At 61.0% G+C, this 22,973-nt stretch carries 23 protein-coding genes; 18 read left to right on the forward strand and 5 right to left on the reverse strand.

What is annotated here, in order from left to right; translation table 11 throughout:
• Positions 1-383 precede the first annotated feature (383 nt).
• From mobH to G7047_RS10695, 5 genes are all read right to left on the reverse strand, one after another.
• Complete coding sequence (gene mobH / locus G7047_RS10675) at positions 384-3,077, reverse strand: MobH family relaxase (protein ID WP_166304742.1); 2,694 nt, start codon at positions 3,075-3,077, stop codon at positions 384-386.
• Between the two features lie 17 nt (positions 3,078-3,094).
• Positions 3,095-3,649 carry a hypothetical protein gene (locus tag G7047_RS10680; RefSeq protein ID WP_166304756.1) on the reverse strand — a complete coding sequence of 185 codons (555 nt, stop codon included), beginning with the start codon at positions 3,647-3,649 and terminating at the stop codon, positions 3,095-3,097.
• Positions 3,650-3,930: 281 nt separating this feature from the next.
• Positions 3,931-4,881, reverse strand: coding sequence for an endonuclease domain-containing protein (locus G7047_RS10685; RefSeq protein WP_166304758.1), 951 nt, complete (start codon positions 4,879-4,881; stop codon positions 3,931-3,933).
• 350 nt (positions 4,882-5,231) lie between these two features.
• Positions 5,232-5,723 (reverse strand): hypothetical protein, encoded by a 492-nt coding sequence (locus tag G7047_RS10690; protein WP_166304760.1) that lies wholly within the window; start codon positions 5,721-5,723, stop codon positions 5,232-5,234.
• A gap of 93 nt (positions 5,724-5,816) precedes the next feature.
• Positions 5,817-6,167, reverse strand: coding sequence for a hypothetical protein (locus G7047_RS10695; protein WP_166304762.1), 351 nt, complete (start codon positions 6,165-6,167; stop codon positions 5,817-5,819).
• 741 nt (positions 6,168-6,908) lie between these two features.
• Between G7047_RS10695 and G7047_RS10700 the strand changes: the two genes are divergently transcribed.
• The 18 genes from G7047_RS10700 to G7047_RS10785 are packed head-to-tail and all read left to right on the forward strand — an operon-like array spanning position 6,909 to position 22,962.
• Positions 6,909-7,457: a hypothetical protein gene (locus G7047_RS10700; protein WP_240939443.1), complete on the forward strand. Its 549-nt coding sequence runs from the start codon at positions 6,909-6,911 to the stop codon at positions 7,455-7,457.
• Positions 7,454-8,689: a hypothetical protein gene (locus G7047_RS10705; RefSeq protein WP_166304764.1), complete on the forward strand. Its 1,236-nt coding sequence runs from the start codon at positions 7,454-7,456 to the stop codon at positions 8,687-8,689. The genes G7047_RS10700 and G7047_RS10705 overlap by 4 nt, the downstream gene beginning before the upstream one ends.
• Positions 8,689-9,258: a hypothetical protein gene (locus G7047_RS10710; protein WP_166304766.1), complete on the forward strand. Its 570-nt coding sequence runs from the start codon at positions 8,689-8,691 to the stop codon at positions 9,256-9,258. Before G7047_RS10705 ends, G7047_RS10710 begins: the two co-directional genes overlap by 1 nt.
• A gap of 13 nt (positions 9,259-9,271) precedes the next feature.
• A complete protein-coding gene (locus G7047_RS10715; RefSeq protein WP_240939444.1) occupies positions 9,272-9,985 on the forward strand; it encodes a transglycosylase SLT domain-containing protein in 714 nt (237 codons plus the stop codon).
• Complete coding sequence (locus G7047_RS10720; RefSeq protein ID WP_166304768.1) at positions 9,975-10,565, forward strand: DUF2859 domain-containing protein; 591 nt, start codon at positions 9,975-9,977, stop codon at positions 10,563-10,565. The genes G7047_RS10715 and G7047_RS10720 overlap by 11 nt, the downstream gene beginning before the upstream one ends.
• Positions 10,562-12,838 (forward strand): type IV conjugative transfer system coupling protein TraD, encoded by a 2,277-nt coding sequence (traD, locus tag G7047_RS10725; RefSeq protein ID WP_166304770.1) that lies wholly within the window; start codon positions 10,562-10,564, stop codon positions 12,836-12,838. The genes G7047_RS10720 and traD overlap by 4 nt, the downstream gene beginning before the upstream one ends.
• Positions 12,835-13,617, forward strand: coding sequence for a DUF4400 domain-containing protein (locus G7047_RS10730; protein WP_166304772.1), 783 nt, complete (start codon positions 12,835-12,837; stop codon positions 13,615-13,617). The genes traD and G7047_RS10730 overlap by 4 nt, the downstream gene beginning before the upstream one ends.
• Positions 13,618-13,638: 21 nt before the next feature.
• Positions 13,639-13,980 carry an RAQPRD family integrative conjugative element protein gene (locus tag G7047_RS10735; RefSeq protein ID WP_240939445.1) on the forward strand — a complete coding sequence of 114 codons (342 nt, stop codon included), beginning with the start codon at positions 13,639-13,641 and terminating at the stop codon, positions 13,978-13,980.
• Between the two features lie 18 nt (positions 13,981-13,998).
• The gene (locus tag G7047_RS10740; RefSeq protein ID WP_166304774.1) at positions 13,999-14,250 is read left to right on the forward strand and encodes a DUF3262 family protein; all 252 of its coding nucleotides are present in this window, start codon (positions 13,999-14,001) and stop codon (positions 14,248-14,250) included.
• A gap of 52 nt (positions 14,251-14,302) precedes the next feature.
• Positions 14,303-14,716, forward strand: a complete 414-nt coding sequence (locus G7047_RS10745) for a DUF2976 domain-containing protein (RefSeq protein WP_166304776.1) — start codon at positions 14,303-14,305, stop codon at positions 14,714-14,716.
• 12 nt (positions 14,717-14,728) lie between these two features.
• Complete coding sequence (locus tag G7047_RS10750; protein ID WP_240939446.1) at positions 14,729-15,235, forward strand: TIGR03750 family conjugal transfer protein; 507 nt, start codon at positions 14,729-14,731, stop codon at positions 15,233-15,235.
• Positions 15,232-16,008, forward strand: coding sequence for a PFL_4703 family integrating conjugative element protein (locus tag G7047_RS10755; protein ID WP_166304778.1), 777 nt, complete (start codon positions 15,232-15,234; stop codon positions 16,006-16,008). Before G7047_RS10750 ends, G7047_RS10755 begins: the two co-directional genes overlap by 4 nt.
• Positions 16,005-17,039, forward strand: coding sequence for a TIGR03749 family integrating conjugative element protein (locus G7047_RS10760; protein WP_166304780.1), 1,035 nt, complete (start codon positions 16,005-16,007; stop codon positions 17,037-17,039). The genes G7047_RS10755 and G7047_RS10760 overlap by 4 nt, the downstream gene beginning before the upstream one ends.
• A gap of 52 nt (positions 17,040-17,091) precedes the next feature.
• Entirely contained in the window at positions 17,092-17,379 is a 288-nt protein-coding gene (locus G7047_RS10765) for a hypothetical protein (RefSeq protein ID WP_166299492.1), read from the forward strand.
• A gap of 2 nt (positions 17,380-17,381) precedes the next feature.
• Positions 17,382-19,028 (forward strand): TIGR03752 family integrating conjugative element protein, encoded by a 1,647-nt coding sequence (locus G7047_RS10770; RefSeq protein ID WP_166304782.1) that lies wholly within the window; start codon positions 17,382-17,384, stop codon positions 19,026-19,028.
• Positions 19,015-19,554: a TIGR03751 family conjugal transfer lipoprotein gene (locus G7047_RS10775; RefSeq protein ID WP_166304785.1), complete on the forward strand. Its 540-nt coding sequence runs from the start codon at positions 19,015-19,017 to the stop codon at positions 19,552-19,554. Before G7047_RS10770 ends, G7047_RS10775 begins: the two co-directional genes overlap by 14 nt.
• A complete protein-coding gene (locus G7047_RS10780; RefSeq protein ID WP_166304788.1) occupies positions 19,544-22,495 on the forward strand; it encodes a conjugative transfer ATPase in 2,952 nt (983 codons plus the stop codon). Before G7047_RS10775 ends, G7047_RS10780 begins: the two co-directional genes overlap by 11 nt.
• A complete protein-coding gene (locus tag G7047_RS10785) occupies positions 22,492-22,962 on the forward strand; it encodes a TIGR03757 family integrating conjugative element protein (protein ID WP_166304791.1) in 471 nt (156 codons plus the stop codon). Before G7047_RS10780 ends, G7047_RS10785 begins: the two co-directional genes overlap by 4 nt.
• Positions 22,963-22,973: the final 11 nt, after the last annotated feature.

The raw sequence follows: 22,973 nt of genomic DNA on the forward strand, positions 1-22,973 counted from the left end.
TGAATGTGTTTGATCGAGCGCTATGAGCTTAGCGGTGCATCGCATCGCTGGTTGAATTCTGGAATTGCGGAAGTCCAGGGGGAATCAACGTTGGGGGATGAAGATGGCGGATGGACTTAAGGCCTTCACACGAAGGCCTGATCTCTGTATTTGATATTTAACATAATATACATCGTATCTAATTGCTATGAAGATCGCTTCACCGCACTTACGCTTCTTGAATCCAGTGAATTCCCAGTGGAAATACCCGCTCTACGCCTGTATTTCCGCCCACATTGGCCCGTCACACTCTTTGAAATGAATGGAACTGCACCTTTTTTTGGACGTTATCACGCTGACAGGAACGTGTCAAACAACGACAGCGTGTTACATAGCCATCCAGATCAAAGAGCATGTTCGTTCTCCAGTTTGAGCACCGGATTGGCTGGCGGCACGGGTAAAACGAAGCGATCCGGATCAAGCAGAACCACGGCAGACAACCTGGCCACGGCGACGTTGCCGCGGCCTATCACCTGGTAGCGAAGGATGTTCACTTTGCCGCTGCCGGAGGCTGCGGCCATGCGGTGCCATCCGGCCTTGATGACTTCGCGCTGGACCTGCAGGCCCATCGCATCAGCATCTTCTTCAGGGCCGATGCTGTGTGCGTAGATCTTGAAGATCACGGGCGACACGAGTGCCATGCCTTCCTCCACAAAATGCACAGGAGCTCCTGTTTCGTTGTATTTGATCTCCCGGCTGGCCAAGCCTTGCTGAACCCACTGGATGAAGCCCAGAGCTGTTTCGCTGGGTTCCTTCTTCTTGGCGGTCGTTGCATGTGGCAACGCTGGAAGGCTCGGTGTGAGTACGACCGGTGTCGTGCCGCTGCTCGAGCCTGCGCCAGCTTCCTGACGGGTGAACAGGCGCTGTGCTTTGGCGGAGTTTGTGGGTTGCGCGCAGGCTTCCAAAGGTCGTTTGTTGGCGGCTTGGTTGGCTGGAGTGGCTCTGGAGATCGGTGTTGATGCAAGCAGCTGTTCTGCCAGTCCTGGAGGGATCTGCGAAGAGCCATCGCAAGGCATTGGCGCAGCTTCCTGGTGACTGGATGCAGCCACGTTTGCCGCAGTCTTGGCGGGGGTTGGTGCTGGGCGCTTTACTGGTGCAATCGATGGTTGTTTTGTGATATTCGATATCGATGATTCGTTACGTTTATATTTAACATATTGAGATTCATCCTCTGGATCCAGCCATTCATCATCCGTCGCGTCAAAGCCATCAACCTCTTGCTCCAGAGGTGGAAACACCGGGTCATGGCGGTTGTCGCGGTCGTCGTCCCTGTTTTGTGACGATGTCGTTGACGGTGTTTGCACCTTGCGTTTCTCGGGAGATGACTTGATTGCGGCAGATTGCTGACCGCCCGGATTTGCGGCAGTTGTGGGTGCCAGTGTTGTCACAGGTCTGGCGGATGGCTGCTCTGGCCCAGGTTTGGGTTTGGGCTTGTTGAAGCTCGGTGCTGGCAGCCCTGCAGCTTTGGGTCCAGATGGTCTTGGAACAGGATGGGCACCTGAAGGCTGGCCAGATGTTCCAGCCGGTTGGCTGGCTGGTTTGGTTGGGATTGCTTCAGATTCCAATGGCGTTGCAGACATTGCTTCTTGCGTTGCTTCAGCTCCTGTTCCCTGTTCTGCATCCTGATCACCGGGCGAATCTGCTTCACGCTTTTGCCGGACCACGATCTTTCCGGCCATGGCCGGGGGATACCGGGACGCATCCTCGTAAAGTCGGTTCAGCGGAAACCGCAGCATCGACAAGTTGTGGCTGTACTGGTGCGCTGCTTCATCTGTCGGCGTGCCACCGCCCTCTTCCTCTTGCCCGCTGGCGCCCTGCCCCTCCCCCCTCTCCTGAACCTGGCCGATCACCTGAACCAGCCAGATGGCTTGCCCGGTGTGCGGGTTGGCCTGCAGGATTCCGTATTCCTGCCAGGTGTCGAACAGCCGGTCATTCTTGGCTTCGCCGGGAATTGACTCTTCAGGTGCGTGGGCCTTGATCCATGCACGCGTTGTGTCGGCCAGCCGCTTGGCCACAAACCAGATGGAGCCGTCAAACACCCAGCCTGCAGCGCCGCTGCGATTGAGCGGCAACTCCGTTCCGGAAACGAGCATGGTCTTGACGGCTTGCATCAGCAGATCCACCAACGGGACGGCGTTGGCAGTCGCAAACCTCGCCTTGTTGCCCTTGAGCAGCGCATTGCTGGTCGACGCCCGGTCTGCTCGCTGAATGATTTCGGCGAGCAAGCCGCTCTTGGTGCCGGAGAGATACTGCGTCAGCGCATCAAATGCGTGCGGGGTGCGCGACAGAAACGTGAGTGCGCTGCCCGGTGCTATCTGCGACAGCAGCGTGAGCGCCAATCGGCTGTGTGCCTGGTAGTCCCGTGCGACCTTGGGCTCGAATTCGACGCGGTATTCCAGTTGGGCGCGTCCATCGCCCACTTCAGCCAGTGAACCGGCAATGGGTTTCCAGCGCAGTGGCTCGCTCATCGTTCCGCCGCGCCAGAGGATGCGCAGATCGGTCATCGGTTTGGCGATGTCATGCAGCAGCGCGGCGAAGAACACCACATACGTCCATTGATCGCGCTCGGCATCGATCTGCTCGACCGGTGCGCTCGTCGGCAGAAAATGCCCGTTGCGCCAGGTCATCGCGGCAAGCACCATCTCCAGCGTGTGCGAAAGCAGCCCGCCCGCGTGGGCGTGATGGTGCGCCTCGGACGCAGGCATGAGCTGGACGTACTCGGCGTAGCGATGGATGGCAGGAAGCAAGTCCCGCTCGAATACGGGTTGGGCCAAGCGAGACTGGTGCCACATCTGGCGCACGGCCTTTTGCGCCTGAACCATCTGAATGAGATCTTCGGCCCGCAGCACACGCAGCCATCCTTGTTCCCGGCCAGCGATCTGGATGGATGACTCGACCGGCGTGACTGATGATGGTACTTCAACCGAGGATGCGCCGGGATGAGGACGCCCGGATGAGTCGATGGACGATGATGAGCTGCCAGCCGCAGATGACGCAAGCTGCCACAGCGCTTTGACACGGCCGAGCCACGCAGGCATCTTCACTGCAGCAGCGCTCAGTCTGCCGAGTGCAGAAGAAATGCCCGCAGCTCTTCTTGCTTGGTGCGTGGGAGCGTGCCCATGATCCAGATGTGAAGTCCCTCACGCGGATCGTCGGGATTACCGTCCTGCAGGAAATTGAACCAGCTTTGCTCCAGCGGATTCCACAGGCGCGAGTGGGCGTCGGCAACCAGATCCTTGCCCCAGTGCGCGCGGTAGCGCACGAACTCAAGGCGCATGATGTCTTCGACGATCTTGCATCGGGTCTGCTCTGCAGACTCGTTTGGAGGGGAGCCGATGCGCGTGCGGTGCCTGAGCAGGAGTTGCCGCATGCACACATGCTGGTCTTCCTCCTCTTCGGCATACAGCTCCAGACCATCGTACTGGGCCAGCCAGGATGTCAGGCGCGGGACCCAGTCTCGGAGGCCCAGCGCATTCAGGTGCTCGATGATGATGTACAGCGCATGATTGCGGTCGAGCGCATCGCGTCCGAAATGCGGGAACTCGGGCGCTGGTTCATGTGCTTTGAACTGCGATTGCAGGCACGGTGGGTGGGAATCAGATGAGGACATGGTGCGGTCACTTTAGGGAAGTGACCACAGATGCCACAAGCGCAAACCTCAGGTGAACTGACGTTGGGTTCTCGCTTGCTTGGCGGCGCAGGTTCTGGTAGCTGCGAAGGGCCGTGAACTGACGCTTGCGGCCATGAGCCGTCGCTGATGGAAACAAGAAGCAGACATTCAACGTTTGACATGAAGGGGCGAGCTGCAAAGCCGCTTGGGCATTGGCTCAATAGAATGGTTAGAAGCGCGCAAAGCCCGTCGCCCCACTTTCGACCAATCCTTTAACACGCTTAAAGTTCGTAGAGCGAAAGCCCCATGGAAGAGCCAATGGCGTAGCAAACGTCTTGCCAGCGGACATGAGCCAAATCGCTACCAGCGAAAGACGTTTCGTGATTACCTAGACGTAAGAGCTTTCCGTTAGCAAGATACTTGAGCGTGTAAGCCCCAAGCCGCTCCTCGGCGAATTCCTCTGGCAAAACCGAACGTAACGGATGCACATAGACAGGATCGTCCGCCACCAAGAAAAACTCATCGAACAAATGGGAGAAGCTTTGCATATGAGAGCCGAGTTCTAAGGAATATAGCTCGTCTTCCATGAGATTTATCCTCACCTCACCCTTATCGTACTCCTTAACGTATCCGTCCAAGTGCTCTATTTTATGAGCATATTCAGGCGGGAGAAATACAAACGCAGTGATAAACGATTTTTCGTGAAGCCATTCGACAGCATAAGGCACAAACACCTCAAGGGATGCCCGCGAAAGGTCTTTAGTAGGATACAGTTCCCTGTAGAGCTTCAGGGCCCTCGTTGATTCGCGAACAAAGAAGGGGTAGTCGATATACATCACGCGGTGTTTAGCAGGAGCGCGCTGCATACGTTCTCTATAGATCTCCCCAACTTCCGCAACGCAGTCGGCAGGTGCTCTGTTGACTTCTCTCCCGGTGAAGCGCACCACTGTATATCCTGCGCGGGACAGGTAACGTTGACGCAAGGCATCTTTTTCAAGTTGCTCTTTCGTGGAGTGGTACTCGTGACCATCCAGTTCAACTATCAAGCGGACATCCTTCAACAAAAAATCAACCCGATAGCGGCTGTGATTGTTGGCGTCGCCAAACCAGTGTTCACGTTCAATAGCATCAGCCAAGTCACCTAGCTCGCTAGAAAACGCCTTCTCTATGTGTGACTGGCCTCTATCCCTATACCAACTAGGTGGTTTTTTCGGCTGACCGGGGTATTTCATTTGATCCTTTTAATCTGAGAGTAGATCTAACGTAATGTAGGCCGTACCAAGCCCCAGGCCATATCTGGCGCTTGCGGCCTAAATTGGTACTGTTGATGACATTTGCGAGACATGGGCTCCAGGAAATAGAAGTTTTTTAACCATGCTAAACAACGAGTGACGGCTTTCGAGCTTCTAGCTGGATGGCGGCTCTGGGTCGCGTCCAGCCTGTCACTGTCGGCCATGAGCCGCCGCTGGTGGGATCAAGAAGCAGACATTCAACGATCTAAGTTCAGCCGAGGCCGGAGGCGGTCGGCTTCGACGAAATTTTAGAAAATCGTAATTCCATCGATTTTTAAATAAATGCTCTATTATTTGGCAACCTCAATAATTGCAGGTGCCTCGAATCGATTCCCTTTTGTGGAGATGGCGAATATTTTTGCATTTTTCTCATCGCCTAACCTGATGTCATCAATGAGCTGACGTTGGATTTTAAGAAGATCTGCGATCTTAAATATCGCTTGCTCCCCGGGGGATAGATTCTTTGCATCCTTTGGGCCTGAGTAAAAAGCATGTTTTGGCAAATCAAAATCCTGATACCCAACCTCAAGAATTTTTATGGGTGTATTTCCGATATTTGTTACCAGGATGGCTGATTCAAGTAGCCCCCGCTCCTCTACTCCGCTAATCATCCGTAAATCCAATGGACTTAATGGGTGTTCATCCTGCGCCATCTTTAGTTCAATCTTTACTCTTTCCTCGACAGTGTCCTGTCTTATTTGGTATTGAACATAGCCGGTGGCAACTGAGGCTGCCAAAGCAAGAGCAGACATTCCAAGAGAGAGTGCTTGATATTTATCCATTATTCTTTTCGAAAATTACTGGACACAGATTTTCTAACGACTGAGGTAAGCCGATCGCCTTGGGTGGGTCGGCTTGACCGATGGGGTAGCTTATTAACTTGAAAGTTGAGTCTGTAGTGGTTTGATCGGATTATCAATTCGCTTTACCTCTGCAGGAGGATCGATAAAACACGTTTCGGGCACTGCTATACCATCTGTTCCAGCAAATAGGCGCAGGTCCTTCATGGTTATATCACCAAATGCATCGGTGTTGTATTCAAGCCCTAATTTCTCGAAGGCTGCCTTGATAGCAGTTTCGCAGTCAGATGCTAGAGCCCCATCCGCTTCTGGTGAAGGGTAATGACGCCTTATCCATAGACATATCCCTAGCGCATCATCGTGGCCCAGAGGGATGAAAATCCACGGAACATTTACATCAATTGCTTGGTAAGATTCAGAGCTCATTTTTATCAATAAGATTGCGTTGCTAACGTAATGTAGACCGCACCAAGCCGCATGCCATCTCTCGCGCGTGCGGTCTAAATTGGTACGAAAAAACCGCGGGTAGGGTATTGCAGACTGGATTCTCTGCAGTTTTACTGTATATAAACACAGTATTAAATTCAGCCATAAAACCCGCCTCCCCTCCTGTGTTGCGCGCTACACGGTTGCTGGACCAAGTCCGTGAGCGAATTCGTTATAACTGAGCTTGGAATTGGCCCGTGCCTAGTGAACTTCATACATCATAGATGACAGCTTTGCGAGTCTTGTCTGCAGGACCGCTTGGGGTCGGGAGCTGACCGCTATGGCCGAACATCGACATGCCTCATTCATCGTTCACATGAAACTGCCCCAGCGCCTTTGACCAGAATGCAGGCGCCCTCGCCTGCATTCTGGTCGTAGCCCGTAGAGCGCCCTTTCCCGTCCCCGTAGGCCATTTCCCGCTGCTCACCGGAAATTTGGAGGTGAGCAGCGGCCCTTTGAATAGGGCCCCTGACCTGTAGAGAGCCTTTGCCGGTACGACAGCCGCCCCGGCTGGAGCGCGCTTTTCCTTTTCGGTTTGAAGCGCCTTTGCTCACTGCCGATGCTCGGTTAGCACACCCCAATCTTGATTGTCAAGCGTAAACCTCGTGGTGCGTGCCCCGAGGTTTCGTCGCGACATCTGCGTTGCCTTTCGCAAAACTGCCTTCAGTGATTTTGCAAAGGATGGCTATGCGTTGGATCGGGTTTTCAATACTCACGTGGGCAGTGCTGGTGGCGCAGACCAACGCTTACGCGCAGCAGGTGGGTGATACCTACGACAAGGGCTCGCAGGTCCGCATCGGTCAGTACAGCACGCAGGCAAGCCGTCCTTCGGATAGCGAGATCGAGCCGCTTGACGTGTTTGTCGAGCTGAATTTTCCTCGGCAGTCGGTGGCTACGGTTGGCGATGCCGTGAACTACACGCTGATGCGCACGGGGTGGGTACTGGACAAGGCCCAGCTGGGATCGGACGCGGTCGCATTCCTTGCGTTGTCATTGCCTGAGTCGCAGCGGCGGATCGGCACGTATCGCGTGCGTGATGTGTTGCAGACGCTTGTGGGCAGTTCCTGGAACTGGAAGGAAGACCCCGTTCACCGGCAGTTGTGGTTTGCGCTGGTGGCACCGCCCTCTTCCGCTGTGTCCGTCGCGCCCGCCCCGACTGCCCCAATCGTCCAGCCCATTCGTCGCGCACCCATCCCCTCGCGATTGACGCAACAGGTGGTGAAGCCATGATGAATGCGCAAGAGCAGATGACTCCACCGTGGCCGGATGTGCAGCCTGTGAATGATGTGCCAGAGCCGATGCTGGATACGGTCTCCTTGTCTGAGCAGGTGCAGGCAGACCAGCGTCCCTTGGAGGATCTGCAGGAATTTGTACCGGAGTTCAAACGTACGGCGCAACCGCAATTCACGGAAGAGAAGCCTCGCAAGTCGGAGCCAGGCATCTGGAGTTCGCTGTTCACGAAGTCGGCAAACACCAAGGCCCATGCAGGCCGCAAGCCTACGCATACTGCTCCGGCGCAGGCGGTGCGCGCGGAACCTCGGATGACGGTTGCCCGGCCTGTTCCGAACAAGTCCCGTCGTTTGGTTTTGCTGGTGGCGTTGCTGGGATGCGCCTGGGGTGGCTACGCGATCACGGCAGACAGGTTTCCGGGTATGGAGGGCCGAATCCGCACCGCGATCAGCTCCGCAGTGTCGACGGTCGTTGCCATGGCGAAGACGAAGCTGTCGGGCGATTCGTCAGGTCACCCTAACGCTGCATCAGTGGTTGCAGCCGTGACGGTACCCGAAGCCACCGCCGCATTGCCGGAGGAAGCCGGTGCGACCGTCGAGCCAGAATCTTCGGTCGATACTGGCTTGGCTGCACCACAGATCGCAGCGTCTGTACTAGGACAACCAACCGCTGCCCCAGTGTCAGATGCTCCGGTGTCTGCAGCTTCTACTCCTGATCCGGTGACGACTCTGGGCGAGGAGGCAATCCCCGCCGCGCCCATCGTGACCGAACCGTCGCCAAAGGCTTCCGTCATCGCCCCCGTGCCAGACACGCAGGACGTGCGCATCAAGACGTTGGAGGAGGAACTCCAGAGGCTCAAGGACAAGCTGTCTACTGCTCCGCAGGAGCAACCACAGCCTCATCCGCAGACGGTCAAGACGACGAAGTTCGCCTCTCACACGGCCAAGCGTGTTCTGCCTCGCACGCCAAAGCCGGAGTCCGAGCCACGTGAGGAAGTGATCGAGGAGGCCCCTCGATACAACGGACGCGTGTTGTCGGTCGACATGTGGGATGGCAAGCCGTCGGTGATGGTGATCACCGGGGATCCAACAGACAAGCGCACGGTCGTCCTGCAGCCGGGGGATTCGGTCAACGGCGTGACCCTTCGCGAGGCCAGTGTGAAGGAGCGCAGTGCCTCGTTCGACGTGGGCAACGGCAGGGTCATCAAGCTGACCGCCGGAGAGGAGCGCTGATGAACCGCACTATTTCTACATGCCTCGTAGTGGTGGGCCTTCAATTTGGAGTGGCGTTCAGCGCGAATGCTCAAGGGGCGACTGCCACCGCCGCTACGGCGCAGCGCAAAGTGCAGGAGGCCGCCAGTGCCGTGGCTTCGCAGGACGGCTCTGCCACTCGGCTGAGTGCCACGGAGACGCTGAGCGCCACCATCTGGGGATTGAGTGTCGACGAGATGATCCGCGCCCGCGTGCTGCTGCAGGGGCCGCGCAAGTCGTTCTCGGTGGAGAACCTCTCGCCCATCGAGGCCTTGGGCATTCATGCCCGCGACGAGAGCGAGCGGCGGCGGTATGCGGAGATGTTCGCCCGCGCATTCCACGCGGATGTCGAACGTTCGCTCGCTTGGAATCGCGCCTTCACCGAGGCGATGGCGCGGCTGTATCCCGATGAGCCGGTGGTGGACTTCAGCCGCGCGCCGAAGGTGGAGGCGTCCGTCGGGGCAGCCGACACGCTGAATGTGCCGCGCTCACGGATCGTTGAAAAGCCGCCAGCGGCCACGGGCACGCTGCCCCGGCGCGGTAGCCGATGAGGAGCACACACGCATGATGCAACGCCGAATGCTCCTGGCCTCTTCGGCCCTGATGGGTCTGGCAGGCGCCGCTGGATCGGGCCTCGCCATGGCGATGGACAGTCCATGGTGGCCCTACTCCGCGGATGCGGCGCGCCGCATTGAGCCGGTTATCACCGACAAGGTGATCCGCCGAAACGCGGAGCCTCAGGTTCTGGCTAAGGCTGCGCCGCCCAAGGCCTATGACGAAGCGGCTCGGGCGAGCAATGTCGACTCCTGGGTGCTCTATGGCATTGCGCTGCAGGAGTCCAACATGAAGTTGGGCGAGCACACGCTGCCCTATCCGTGGACGCTGTGCGTCGCGGGATCGGCCAAGCGCTATGGCGGGTATGAACAGACCGTGCAGGCATTGCGCAGCTTCGTGAACGAGCGCGGGATCCGCAATGTCGATTGCGGCGTGATGCAGGTGAACTGGCGTTGGCACAACGACAAGCTGCAGAGCTTTGAACGTGCGCTGCAGCCGCTGGCCAATCTGGCGGTGGGCGCGCAGATCCTGCGTGAGCACTACGAGCGATCGGGCTCGTGGATGCGTGCAGCCGCGCTGTATCACACGGGCTCGGATGCGGATGGTGCCACCGTGGCGCGCGGTCAGCGTTATGCGAGCGGCGTGTTCCGGCGATTGGGGCGCATGGGTCTCAAGGTGGACGAGCTTCAGGCGTCGACGGGCTGGAGGCGGTATGCGGTTTAGTTCACCCACGTACCACACGGCACGTCGTCCTGCAGTTCACCGGATTGCCGCCGTATTGGGTTGTGCAATCCAGTGCACCGCTGCTTATGCGGGCACCGAAGACACCGTGCCCGCTGCCCCTTACTACTCGGCCATCGTGCAGGGCGACGGGCAGGAAGGTGTGCTCCATGGAGTGCGTTTCCCATTGCGCCCCGCCCTGCTTCGTCCGGGAGTTTTGCCATCGGAGGGCATCCCGGTCTTTGGCGGCAAATGGATGACCCAGAGCCTTGCATTGGTGGGGGACGACGCCGCTTCTCGCCAGTGGCTTGCCCTGCATCTGGAGCGCCTGCTTTCGCTCGGCACCGCCGTAATTGTGGTGGCGGCGGCATCTGAGGGGCAATTCAAGGAGCTGCAGCGGCAAGTCGCCGGGCTTGCCATCGCACCTGATACGGGAGTATGGCTCCAGCAGCGCTTGGCTACGGCGGGTGCGGGGGTCTATCCCCTCTTCATCGGGGTGGATGGCCTCGCTCGCCAGCACATCTTCTCGCTTGGCTCAGCCTCCGCGCCGCCACAAACCTCGCCCTCGGAGGCACACCCATGAAGAACGATTCCGTCCTCGAGGCGCTGCTGCGCCCGCCCATCGAGATCTGGAGCGCGGCGGCGAGCTGGGGCGTGGCGCTGATTGCCGTTGCCGCGCCTTGGGCGCTCATGATGCCGCCGGTCATCGGCTGGGTGGCGGGCTTGCTCGCCGGGTACTTTGGGTGGATGCGGTTTCGGCAGGCGCTTCGGGTCATGCGTTATCAGCACGCCCTCAAGTACTACAAGGTCACCAGGATGCTGCCCACGCGCATGCCCGTGGGCCCGGGGGAACTGTATCTGGGCGAAGGTTTTGAGTGGACGCAGACGCACACCCAGCGCAAGCGTGATGCCCTGCAGCCGCAGGCGCGGCCCTTCGTCAAACCTTCGCCGCGGGAGACGCTTTTGCGGGACTGGGGTGCGAACCTCATCAAGCTGTCGCAGGCACCCGAGACCTGCACGCCCATGGTCAAGGCCATGGCCGATCTGGCGCGGGAAGACCGCTGGTTCAACCCGTTCCATCCGCATCCCGATCTGGGCGGATCGCCCATCATGCACGGGGTCGGCAGTCTGGACGAGGGCCCGGTGTCGATGCGCCAGGCGTCTCGCAACGGCCACATGCTGGTGCTGGGCACCACGCGGGTGGGCAAGACGCGGCTCCTCGAGATGCTCGCTACGCAGGACATCCATGCCGGTCACGTCACCATCGTGATCGACCCCAAGGGCGATGCGGACCTGATGCTGCGGATGTACGCCGAGTGCGCCCGCGCCGGACGGCTGGAGCAGTTCCACATGTTCCATCTGGGCTACCCGGACGTCTCGGCGCGCTACAACGGCATCGGCAACTTCGGGCGGATCACCGAAGTGGCAACGCGGGCGACGAACGCGTTGCCCAGCTCCGGCAACTCGGCCGCGTTCAAGGAATTCTCCTGGCGCTTCACCAATATCGTGGCCCAGGCCCAGGTGGCGCTTGGCCGGGTGCCGACCTACGAGTCGCTGCTCAAGGATGTGACCGGCATTGACGGATTGCTCCAGGACTACGCCCGCATGATGTTCGCGCAGCAGGCAGAGCAAGGCCGGCTCGTGAACTGGAAAGAGCGTCTGGCCACGCTGGAGGCACAGCTCGGCGACCGGAAGACCGCGCCGCCGGTGCCTCGGGCGCTCAACGACCGGCCCGCCGATCTGGTGGCGATCTTTCTGCTGATCAAGGAAAGCAAGATCACGGACACGGTGCTCAACGGTCTGGCGGCGGCCTTCAGCTACGAGCGTTCCTTCTACGAAAAAATCATCGCCTCGCTCGGCCCTTTTCTGGAGAAGCTCACCACCGGAGCGGTCGGCAAGCTGATCTCGCCCGACTACTACGACGAGAGCGACCAGCGTCCGATCTTTGACTGGATGAGCGTGATCCGTCAGGGCGGTGTGGTCTATGTAGGTCTCGATGCGCTGTCGGATGCGGTGGTCTCGTCAGCGGTGGGCAACTCCATGCTGGCGGATCTGGTGAGCGTGGGCGGCAAGCTCTACAAGAGCGGGCTGGATCCACATTCGACCGACAGCAAGCTCCAACTGCCCACGGTGTGCTGCCACTTCGATGAGGTCAACGAAATCGCAGGCCCGGAGTTTGTGCCGATGGTCAACAAGCTCGGCGGCTCGGGCTTCCGGATCACGGCGTATACGCAGTCGCTGTTCGACATAGAGGCCAAGGTCGGAGACAAGGCCAAGGCGGGCCAGATTCTGGACAACTTCAACCATCTGGTGATGCTGCGTGTGCGCAGTCTGACCACGGCCAAGGTCTTGACTGAGCAAGTGCCCGAGGTCGACGTGGTGCATCTTACCCCCATGTCTGGCGTGACGGACACGGCCGCCCAAGGCACGGGCGTGGACTTCACGAGCCGCAACGACGATGTGTGGAGCGTCACCAAGGTGCCGCTGATCCAGCCGGCCGATGTGCTCGAGCTGCCGCAGGGGCAAGCCTTCGCGCTGCTGGAGGGCAATCGCCGATTCAAGCTGCGCATCCCGCTGGCGGATTCGGCCAACGATCCGTTTGTGCCCGAATCGCTGCAGAAGGTGGCCGCCGAGATGAAGGCGCGGTATCGCACGAGCGAGCAATGGGCCAGGGAGACGGACTGGTTCAGCGACGACTGGCTGCGCGGACAGCCACTGGGTGCGGCGGGGGCGGGTCTCATCAATACGGAGTTGGCGGACAGCGATGCGGACGGCAGTGACGATGCCGGACGCGACAGTTCCTCCACCACGCTGAGCGCTGACATGGTCGGCTTCATCGCCAGGAGCCACGCATGACGCAAGCTCCTGCACGTCCCATCAGGCCACCCACACGCGGGCCGGTATTGCTCGCGTTCGAGCTGGTCATGGGCCTGGTGATGGTGTCGCTTTCCTCGGTGGTGCTCGGCGTGGTCATCGAGATCGTGGGGACGTACACGATCTGGAAAACCACCGATGCACAGGGCGACGAACAGCAAAGCGCCCAGCATGCGCGTGGCATCGTCGAAGAGGATCTGGCGTATATCGCAGCGGCCCCGAAGAGTCTGTTGGTCAGAGATACGGTGGCCTTCAGTCAACGTATGACGCACTGGATCGCGCTGCCTTATCGCCGATTCGGGCTGCTGCAGTGGTACTCCAACGTGCATTCGAATGCGAGCGAGAGCGCGCCAGCCGCGCCGGGACAGAAGTCGCTGACCGGCTCGCTGCGTGAGACCTCCGTGGACATCGGCAAGGTGGCGAGCACCTGGATGCTGATGTCGATGTATGTCGCGATGGACGTGGCGCTGCGGCTGTCGATTGCGCTTTTTGCCCTGCCCGCCTTTGTTCTGGCGTGTCTGTTGGGGGCCGTCGACGGGCTCGTGCGCCGGGACCTGCGCCGCTGGAGCGGCGGGCGCGAGTCCTCGTTTGTCTACCACCACGCCAAGCGCTACACGGCCTGGTCGCTGTCGGGCGGATTCGGGCTCTACCTGATGTGGCCGTTCGGCGGCTTCAACCCAGCCTACATGGTGCTGGTCTTCACGGTGCTCGTGGCGGCCACGCTTTCCACCACGATTGCCGCATTCAAGAAATACGTCTGAAACAAGGATTGGAAATTCGCCATGGAACACAAGACAACGGTGCCCTTAACGCCATCGCCCCGCATCCGCAAGGCATGGATGTTGGCGTTGCTCATAAGCGCTTCGGCCATTGCGGGCGTGGCCCATGCAGGCGATGAAGAAAGCGAACGCGCCAACCTCGCCCGTATCGAGAACGAGCTCGCGCAGGTCCAGCAGATGGTGGCCGCAGCCTCCAAAGATGCGCCCGCCAATGCGCGGGTGAACTTCCGCTACGAGTGGCTCATGAACGATCTGGACATCATGCGCCGGGGTATCAGCCAGCACCTGGCCGCGCCGCGCCAGGCGCGTGCCGTGGAGCCGCTGCGCGGTGACTACCGCCAGTAAGGCCTTGAGATTCACACCATGAGCCTCGGTCTTCCCCAACTCTCCGGCACTTTGCGCGAAGCCTTCACCGCCGGCTCCGGCGTGGACTCCAGCCGCCTGAAGCTGGTGCTCACCGCAGCCACCGTGTCATTGGTCGCCGCGTTCTTTGGCTGGTTGATCTCGGTGACGCTGGACAACTACCGCAATGGCCGCATCCGGCAGGAGCAGGTGGTGGAGGCCTGCATCCGTCTTGGAATTTTGTTCTCTCTGATCGTGTGGGTGCTGGTCTGACGACTGCACGGTCATTCCCTTTTATCAGACCAAAACAAAGGATACGAACTCTATGGAATTTCTTCTCAAACAACGACTGCAGGGGGCCAAGACCCGATTGCTGGGCGCGAGGGAGTTTGCGGCCAAGGCGCTGCTGCTGCCTGCCGTGATGGTGATGAGCTCACCCGTCATGGCGGCGCTGCCCACCATGACGACACCCACGGCGGGCATCGGCGGCGAGACGGTGGCCGAGGGCGACTGGCTCGGCGCTGTGGGGGCCTGGTGGAAGAAAGGCATCACGATTCTGGCGCTGATCTTCGTGGGCTACTTCTTCCTCAAAGTGGTGATGGGCGCCATCGGCAAGTGGGGCCAGTACGCCAAGGGTCAGGCGGACATTGCTGACCTGAAGGAATACGTCATCTCCGGCACGGTGCTCGCCGTCGCGCTGGTGCTGCTCGCCTCCTACGCCATGAAAACGCTGGAATAAGGAGCCCGAGCGATGGCAACCAGAAAGAACGAAACGCCGGAGCATTTGCGACTGGCCGACATGTCGTCGCGCGAGGGCGCTGCTGCACCGATCACGGACCGCGTGAACGTGGAGCCCGCGATTCTCAACGGCATGACGGCGAGCGAGGCGAAGCTGATCGGCCTCGCCGCGTTCGTGCTCAGTCTTTTGCTGGCCAGTCTTCTGGTTGCCGCCACGGGCTTCTTGCAATGCTTGCTCGTCACGCTGTTCCTGCCGCTGGTCATCCTGTGGTTCGCCTCGAAGTATCTCGCAAAGATCAAGCGCAACCGGCCAGATGGCTACTACGGACAGGCGATGCATCTGTGGATGTCGCGGCGTGGACTCACCAGCTGTCGCTACCTACAGCACGACGGCTACTGGAGCCTCGGGCGCACCCTGCCCTTTGGCCTCACAAGCCCGTTCAAGGTGACGTCCAACGAGCCGCCACTCAGCTCCCCTCTTTCCCACTCCCCATCAAATCTCACGGCGGATCCCTCATGAGCAAGGTCTATCTGGACGCCCTCGCGACCGCGCGGTCGGCCAATGAGTCGATGCGCACGGCCATGGCCATCATTGCCGTGATCGGCATCGGCGGCATCTTCGTGGCGGCGCGCACGCCCAAACACATCGAGGTGCATCTGGCGCCGCACATTCAGGGCGGGGACGTGATATCCGCCGTGGACGGCGAATCGGACGTGCCCCCCGTGAACGTGTACGGCTTTGCCTACTACATCTGGCAGCAGCTCAACCGCTGGCAGGCCGATGGAGCCGCCGACTACGGCAAGCAGATTTATCTCTACCAGTCGTACATCACCTCGTCGTGCCGCTCCCAGCTGGAAAACGACCTGCAAGTGCGCAGCGGCGGCGGCGAGCTGCGCGGGCGCACCCGCATCATGAGCGAGATCCCCGCGTTTGGATACGCACCGAATCGCGTGATCGCTGAGGGCACGAGCGCCTGGACGGTGCTGCTGGACATGCAGATCCAGGAGGCCTACAAGGGCCAGCCGGTGAAGGACGTGTTCATCCGCTATCCCATCCGCGTGGTGCGCTACGACGTGGACCGCGAGCGCAATCCGTGGCGACTGGCGATTGACTGCTACGGCGGCAACCGGCCAGGGCGCCTTGCGGCGGCTGAGGTGACTGCCGTGCAAAAGGGCCAACAAAAGCCAAGCCTGCCCGCATCGGTGGTGCCCGCGACGCTGCCCGGGGCGGCTGCGCAGGCGCCGGTGACAGCGGCTAGTGCAACCCAATCCACAGCGAGTACTCCGCAATGATCAAACGATATGGTCTCATTCCGGCTCTGGCCTGCGCTTTGTTAGTGACTGCACCCGCTGCGTGGGCCCAGCAGGTTCAAGACCTTGGGCCCAGCATCGCGAGCGTGCCCGCAGATCTGATTCCTGCCAACGCTGCAGCAGACAACGGCACCGCATCCACATCTGAATCGGATGGTGCAGCCGCGCAATCATCTGCTGCCACTGTTCAGCCCAGCCGTGTGGATCAAGCGATCTCGGGTGCGAAGAGCATCCGCAAACCCGCGCAAAGCAAGGAACTCACGGGTCACGGAACGGAGCGCGCCGTGTTCGAGCGTGCGCCAGTGCGGGTGCCGCTGCCGGTGGGTGCAGAGCGTCTGATCGCCCTGCCCGCGCCCGCCGCGCTGCATGTGCCGTCGGACATGGACAAGGTGGTGCGCATTGAAATCATCGACCGCACGATCTACGCCACGGCCAAGATCGCGTTCACGCCGCTTCGCGTGATTGCGGAGCTGATCGACACGGGCCAGCAGATTCCGCTCGATCTCGTGGCCGATGCCAGCACGGCGAGCGCGCGATCCGAGCTGGAGGTCTTCGTCACCGAGGCCTCTCCGCGTTCCGGGCCCGCCACTCAAGCAGCTGCGCAAGCTGCAGCACAAGCATCGCCGGATGCACAAATGCCCGAGGTTGCGTCTCCCGACATGGTGCAGCTCACGCGCTATGCGGCGCGCCAGCTCTATGCCCCCAAGCGCCTGGCCACTCCAACGAGTGGCATCCAGCAAGTTGACGTGGCGAATCAGTCGCTGACCGACCTGTTCCGTGGCGCGAACGTTCTGTCGACTCCGGTGGGCCAATGGCGCGCGGGCCCGTTGTATGTGACGGCGGTGCTCGTCAAAAACCGTGCGCGCACGCCTCTGGAGATCCCGCTCGAGCAAGTGCGCGGCTCGTTTGTGGCGGCGACCGCGCAGCACGGGCGCATTGGCGCGGCGGACTCCGAGACGGATACCACGGCGGTCTATCTGGTGTGCGAACGCCGGTTTGAGGCGTGCCGCTGAAGCGCTGCATGTCTGTCCGTGATTGAACAAAACAAAGGGAGGAAAAAAGAACATGACCCATCTACTGTTTGGGGAGGCCGGACGTAACTGTTCGGCATGTGCAGTCTGTGCCAGAGCGCTGGGCCAACACGCGGATCCGATGTCACTCGACTGCGGCGGCATTTGCTGGGGATGCCAGGGCGAAATAGGTGCGGCTGCGGGCGATCCGGTCGATCTGGCGCAGGTGCGCGTGGAGGCTGCGCAAGGCTTGCGGCCTGATTGGTGCGAGAAGGTGCCGAAGGTGTCGAATGCGCGTACTCGCAGATCCTTGCTCGTCGATCACGCTCCATCGGAAGCCTGAGCATGGCCACCATCAGCAGCAACAAGTTCATCCCGGTGCTCGGTGTGCTCACCGTGGCCATCGTGGGCGCGGTGATCTATATGCAGTTCTCGGGCGGCAAGCAGTCCGAGGGCAAACCGCTCACCGCCATACCCGCGCCCACGCCAGCGGCGCAGTTGCCTGCCGCTTCCGGCGCCGATAACGACAACCCCAACGAGACGCTGCGCACGGTCGTCGTGAGCAATGAGACGCTTCGCAAGGACGTGGCCCGCATCGTGGAGGCCAACGACCGGCTCATCGAAGAGAACCGCCGTCTTCGCGGTGGCAAGGCCGATTCTGCAGAAACTGCGCCTGTGTCGAACTCCACGGGCAAGGCTGGTACCACGCTGGACGGCGTGTCCGCACAGACCATCGACCCCGCAGGTGACAGCGCTGCGCCATCCGGTGCCAGCAACAAGCCGGCCGGCAACAGCTCGTTCGACAAGGCCGTGCGCAGCTCCACCGATGCCGTGGACACGTTTGCGAAGGCGTTTCATTTTGATGGCGGGCGCACCGTGCGGGCACCGACAGAAACGGAGCTGGCCAACGTGCGCGCGACGAGTGCGCCGCCGCCGAAGTCCAGCGTTGGTGCGGGCTCTGCGGGCCAGCTCGGGGAGTTCTCGACCGAAGATTCCCGAGCTGGTGAAGGCCACGTCACGCTGGCCCCGATGGGCTACAGCGCGATCACCGAATCCCTGCCCAACGCGAAGTCCAAGAGTCCTGCGATGACGCGCTACGTGCGTACCAGCGGCGCGGACGCCTACAACAATGCCATGGGCGGGACGGCGTCCGCCGCACTTGCATCGCAGGCCGCGACCCAGGCAGTGGCCACCAATGCCAATGCCAATGCCAAGGCGACGCTGCCCGTTCCCTTCTTCACCGTGCCGGAGAACGCCACGCTGGTCGGAGTGACCTCGATGACCAGCATCATCGGCCGCGTGCCCATCGACGGACGGGTCACCGATCCGATGCAGTTCAAGGCCATCGTGGGCCGGGACAACCTCGCGGCCAATGGTTTTGAGCTGCCTGCCGATCTGGAAGGAATGATCGTCACCGGCATCGCCGTGGGCGACATGGCGCTGTCGTGCTCCGAGGGCAAGGTGCGCTCGATCACGTTCGTGTTCAACGACGGGACGGTGCGCACCACCAGTGCCCGCAGCCGCAATGGATCATCGGGCGGATCGAGCGGCGCGGCTCAGGATCTGGGCTTTATCTCGGACGAGCATGGTAACCCCTGCATCCCGGGAAAGTTCGTCACGAACGCTCCATCCTATCTCGCCGATCTCGCGATGCTCAAGGGCCTCGATGTGGCGGCGCAGTCCTATGCGGAGGCGCAGCGCACGATCAGCAGCAACCTGCAGTCGGGCAACACCACCAGCCGCGTGACCGGGAACATGGGCGGCTACGCCATGGCGCAGGCGGCCTCCGGTGCGACCGACGAGGTCGTGCGCTGGATGATGTCCCGCCTCAAGAGCTCGTTCGATGCCGTGATCACGCCGTCGGGCCGCCAGCTCGTGGTGCACATCGACCAGGAGCTGCAGATCGACAAGCTGCCCACCGCCAGAAAACTCCAGTACCGCCAGCAAGGCGGCGCACAGACCGCACGAGGAGAACACCATGGACTTGAATAAGCGCACTGCCGCCAGTTTGAATGCCGCCTTCTGGCTGATGCTGACCGCGATCACCTCGGCCTGCACCGTGATGACCGACCGGGAGTCCCCGATCAATGCCGCCACGCGCGGCTCGCCCTCGGTGCTCGACGTGTACCGGGGCACGGATGGCCCAGCGAGTCCGGAGCGCAAATCAGCACGGGAGCGCATGCGCGAGAGTACCAGCGTCCGTCCGGTGAAGCCCGGAGACGAGCAGACCCAGAAGTATTGGTCTGCCCTCGATCCCATGAACCAGCGCTTTGCCCGCATCCCCAACCCGGATCTGGTGATGGTGGTGTATCCGCATCTGGCCAAGGGCCAGTACCCGGTGCCGGGCTATGTGACGGTGTTCCCGATGTACGAGCAGACGCAATACGCGCTGCCCGGCGAGGTCAGCACGGATTTGCTGGCCTGGCGCAGTGAGTATGTGGAGAGCCAGACCCGGGCAACAGAGAAGCCTCGCACCACCCGCAGCAGCAATGCAGCAGGAGGTTCAGATGCTCGATAAGCTCACTTCGGCACTGGGATTCAGGTCTGCGGATACCGTGAATCCGGACTCCGTTACCGCCACCATTAACGCCACCATTAACGCCACTCCTCAACCCCTTAGATCTCCTCAAACCGTCGCCGATCGCCGTCGCATGGCGCTGCGTCCGCCCTCGTTCACCGACATGCTGCCCTACATCAGCTATGCGCCGCAGGAGCGGGTGTTTGCGCTCAAGGACGGCGATTCGCTCGGAGCCATGTTCGAGCTGACGCCGATCCCGACCGAGGCGCAGCCGCTCGACATCCTCGAGGAGCACACCCGCAAGATCCAGGAGTGCCTGCAGGCGATTCCCTCTTCCGACGCGTCGCCGTGGATCCTGCAATTCTTCGTGAACGATGACCGCAATCTCGATCACCTGAACGAGGTGTTCCGCGACTACATCCTGGAGCAGCACAAGGAGGATGCGGGCAAGGGGGAAGCGATCCTGCATTCACCGTACACGCAGGCGGTGCTGGGTGAAGTGCGATCGCACCTTGCCAATGTCTCCCAGCCGGATGGCTTGTTTGTGGACACTCAGGTCACAGGCCAGATCTGGCGTGGGCAGATACGGCGGGTGCGCTGCTGTATCTACAAGCGGTTTGCCCACACAGCAGAAGACCCGCAGACACCGCTGCAGCATCTCGAATCGGTGGCGGACACGCTGTGCGCGACGCTCAATGAAGCAGGCGTGCGCGTGGTGCGCTCCACCGGCAAGGATCTGTATGAATGGCTGCTGCCGTTCTTCAACCGCGCAGTGCCTTGGGCACCGGACACCACCCAGCTGCTCAAACAACTGCCCTACCCCGGCGACACTTCCACGTCTTCTTCCACTTCAAGCTCCACCGCTGCCCAAGACGATGTCCCGATCTTTGGTTGGGACCTCTCGGAGCTCCTGAGCATCAACGAGCCGCGCTCGGATGTGGAGCGCGGGTTCTTTGCGTTTGACGGTGTGCCGGTCAAAGCGCTCACGTTGCAGAACCTGCGCAAGCAGCCGCAGATGGGGCACTTCACGGCCGAGCTGGAGAATGGCTCGGAGCGGTTCGCGCGCTTTGACCGCCTGCCGCCGGGCTCGATGCTGTCGGTGGCCGTCACCATCCAGCCGCAGCACGAGGTCGAGTTCCGGATAGAAAAAATCCGTGACGCCTCGCGCGCCAAGACTGCCGCCGCGATGGAAACGTACAAGGAATGCACCAACGTGCTGCACGAGATCGTGCGCGGCAATCACCTGTATCCGATGCTGGTGACGCTGTATGCGACGGCGGCATCGGTCGACGAGCTGGACAGCCATGTGAATGCCATCAACGCCCTGCTGATCCCGAGCGGCCTCAAGTTCGTGCATCCCCAGCATGATCTGGTCTCGCTCGACTCGTTCATGCGGGCGCTGCCGTTCAACTTCGACCCGGCGTTCGACAACAAGGCGCTGCGCCGCTCGCGTCTGACCTTTGCCTCGCAGATCGCACGCATTCTGCCGCTGTTCGGACGCGCACGCGGCACGCCGCATCCGGGCATGTGGTTCTGGAACCGGGGCGGCGAGCCGCTGTTCATTGATCCGCTCAACAAACGCGACCGCAAGAAGAACGCGCACATGCTGGTGCTTGGCCCCACGGGCGCGGGCAAGTCGGCCACGCTCAACTACCTCTCGATGATGATCATGGCCATCCACCGGCCACGCCTCGTGATCGTGGACGCGGGCAAGTCCTTTGGCCTGCTGGTGGACTACTTCCGGCACATGGGCCTGTCCACGTACCAGGTGGAACTCACCAACAACGCGGACGTGTCGCTGCCGCCCTTCGTGCATGGCTACCGGCTGCTGGAAGATCAGGAGGTGATGAACAGCTTTGTGGCCGCCGAGCAGCAGGCGCGCAGCAATGCGGGACTTCCGGACGATGACCTGATGAATGCGCTGCTGCGCGAGTCGCATTCTGGAGGTGACGATCCAGCCACTGTGTCAGGTGTCGATGATGACGATGACCCCTCCGACATGGACAAGCGCGACCTGCTCGGCGAAATGATGGTCGCCGCAATCATGATGATCACGGGTGGCGAGAAAGAGGAAGTGGCCCGGATGAGCCGGGCCGACCGCTACCTCGTCAGCCGCGCCATCATCCGCGCGGGCATCCAGTGCAAGAAGGATGGCGCGGTGCATCCGCTCACGCAGGATGTGGCCTTGCAGCTCATGCACATGCACCAGGATGAGACGCTCTCTGCAGCCCGCCAGGCGCGGGCCGAGGAGATGGGGCAGTCGATGATGACCTTCACCCAAGCGCTGCGCGGCAAGCTCTTCAACCGCCCGGGGCAGGACTGGCCGGACGTGGACGTGACGCTGGTCGAGATGGGCACGCTCACGCAGGACGGCTACACCGACGCACTGGCCGTGGCCTACACGAGTCTGGTGGACTCGGTGCAATCACGGGCCGAGGCCAAGCAGCACGAAGGGCGGCCGCTCGTCTTCCTCACCGACGAGGGCCACCTGATCACCACGAACGATTTGCTCGGCCCCAAGATCGCCAAGGGCACGAAGATGTGGCGCAAGCTCAATACCTGGTTCTGGCTCGCCACCCAGAACCTCAAGGACTTCCCCGACAGCATGGAACGCGTGCTCTCGATGTGCGAGTTCTGGATGCTGCTCACGATGGACAAGGCCGAGATCACGGAGGTGGTGCGGTTCCGGTCGCTCAGCGACGAGCAGCGCGCGATGATGGAGTCGGCGCGCAAGGAGCCGCCCAAGTACACCGAGGGCGTACTGCTGTCCGCCATCGGCCAGATGCTGTTCCGCAACGTCCCGCCAGCGCTTCCCATCGCCCTCGCCATGACCGAGGGCCATGAGAAAGCCCAGCGCCGCCGCCTGATGGAAAAACACGCCATCAACGAAATGCAGGCCGCCCAGATGATCGCCCAGGAGCTGGCAAGGAGCCGGTCATGAGGATCCATCAACACCGCCGCTTCGTATTCGTGGCACTGGCTCTGGCACTTGCCTTGCCAGCAGGTGCGCAGACCCCACAGAATCTGCATGCAGGCGTCACCAGGGTGGAAGTCTTCGCCAACATGGCGATGTCCGTCACGCCTGCATCGGCTCCGGACTACCGCCATCCCTACCAGCTTTCGATCTACCGGCTCGATGCGATGAACCAGATCCGCGACATCGCGAGCGCCGGGATGCCGCGCGACGAAGCCGGCGCGCGCCGCTGGCTTGCTGCGAACGAGGCACGCATCCGCCGCCAGGTGCAGCCCATGGTGGCGAGCGCCGTCAACGGCATTCTGCTCGCGCGCCGCTACCGCATCGACCGGCTCCCCGCCGTGGTCGTGAACCAGCGCTATGTGGTCTACGGACATACCGATGTGGATCAGGCATTGGCTGCGCTTCGCATGTCTCGCCAACCGGGTCGATAGAAGGCAGGAAC

The organism is Diaphorobacter sp. HDW4A (genome assembly GCF_011305995.1).
GTDB lineage: Bacteria > Pseudomonadota > Gammaproteobacteria > Burkholderiales > Burkholderiaceae_C > Diaphorobacter_A.

Coding starts and splice junctions, on each gene's coding strand:
- mobH (WP_166304742.1), bottom strand. CDS start 3,077: ATGCCTGCGTGGCTCGGCCGTGTCAAAGCGCTGTGGCAGCTTGCGTCA.
- G7047_RS10680 (WP_166304756.1), bottom strand. CDS start 3,649: ATGTCCTCATCTGATTCCCACCCACCGTGCCTGCAATCGCAGTTCAAA.
- G7047_RS10685 (WP_166304758.1), bottom strand. CDS start 4,881: ATGAAATACCCCGGTCAGCCGAAAAAACCACCTAGTTGGTATAGGGAT.
- G7047_RS10690 (WP_166304760.1), bottom strand. CDS start 5,723: ATGGATAAATATCAAGCACTCTCTCTTGGAATGTCTGCTCTTGCTTTG.
- G7047_RS10695 (WP_166304762.1), bottom strand. CDS start 6,167: ATGAGCTCTGAATCTTACCAAGCAATTGATGTAAATGTTCCGTGGATT.
- G7047_RS10700 (WP_240939443.1), top strand. CDS start 6,909: ATGGCTATGCGTTGGATCGGGTTTTCAATACTCACGTGGGCAGTGCTG.
- G7047_RS10705 (WP_166304764.1), top strand. CDS start 7,454: ATGATGAATGCGCAAGAGCAGATGACTCCACCGTGGCCGGATGTGCAG.
- G7047_RS10710 (WP_166304766.1), top strand. CDS start 8,689: ATGAACCGCACTATTTCTACATGCCTCGTAGTGGTGGGCCTTCAATTT.
- G7047_RS10715 (WP_240939444.1), top strand. CDS start 9,272: ATGATGCAACGCCGAATGCTCCTGGCCTCTTCGGCCCTGATGGGTCTG.
- G7047_RS10720 (WP_166304768.1), top strand. CDS start 9,975: ATGCGGTTTAGTTCACCCACGTACCACACGGCACGTCGTCCTGCAGTT.
- traD (WP_166304770.1), top strand. CDS start 10,562: ATGAAGAACGATTCCGTCCTCGAGGCGCTGCTGCGCCCGCCCATCGAG.
- G7047_RS10730 (WP_166304772.1), top strand. CDS start 12,835: ATGACGCAAGCTCCTGCACGTCCCATCAGGCCACCCACACGCGGGCCG.
- G7047_RS10735 (WP_240939445.1), top strand. CDS start 13,639: ATGGAACACAAGACAACGGTGCCCTTAACGCCATCGCCCCGCATCCGC.
- G7047_RS10740 (WP_166304774.1), top strand. CDS start 13,999: ATGAGCCTCGGTCTTCCCCAACTCTCCGGCACTTTGCGCGAAGCCTTC.
- G7047_RS10745 (WP_166304776.1), top strand. CDS start 14,303: ATGGAATTTCTTCTCAAACAACGACTGCAGGGGGCCAAGACCCGATTG.
- G7047_RS10750 (WP_240939446.1), top strand. CDS start 14,729: ATGGCAACCAGAAAGAACGAAACGCCGGAGCATTTGCGACTGGCCGAC.
- G7047_RS10755 (WP_166304778.1), top strand. CDS start 15,232: ATGAGCAAGGTCTATCTGGACGCCCTCGCGACCGCGCGGTCGGCCAAT.
- G7047_RS10760 (WP_166304780.1), top strand. CDS start 16,005: ATGATCAAACGATATGGTCTCATTCCGGCTCTGGCCTGCGCTTTGTTA.
- G7047_RS10765 (WP_166299492.1), top strand. CDS start 17,092: ATGACCCATCTACTGTTTGGGGAGGCCGGACGTAACTGTTCGGCATGT.
- G7047_RS10770 (WP_166304782.1), top strand. CDS start 17,382: ATGGCCACCATCAGCAGCAACAAGTTCATCCCGGTGCTCGGTGTGCTC.
- G7047_RS10775 (WP_166304785.1), top strand. CDS start 19,015: ATGGACTTGAATAAGCGCACTGCCGCCAGTTTGAATGCCGCCTTCTGG.
- G7047_RS10780 (WP_166304788.1), top strand. CDS start 19,544: ATGCTCGATAAGCTCACTTCGGCACTGGGATTCAGGTCTGCGGATACC.
- G7047_RS10785 (WP_166304791.1), top strand. CDS start 22,492: ATGAGGATCCATCAACACCGCCGCTTCGTATTCGTGGCACTGGCTCTG.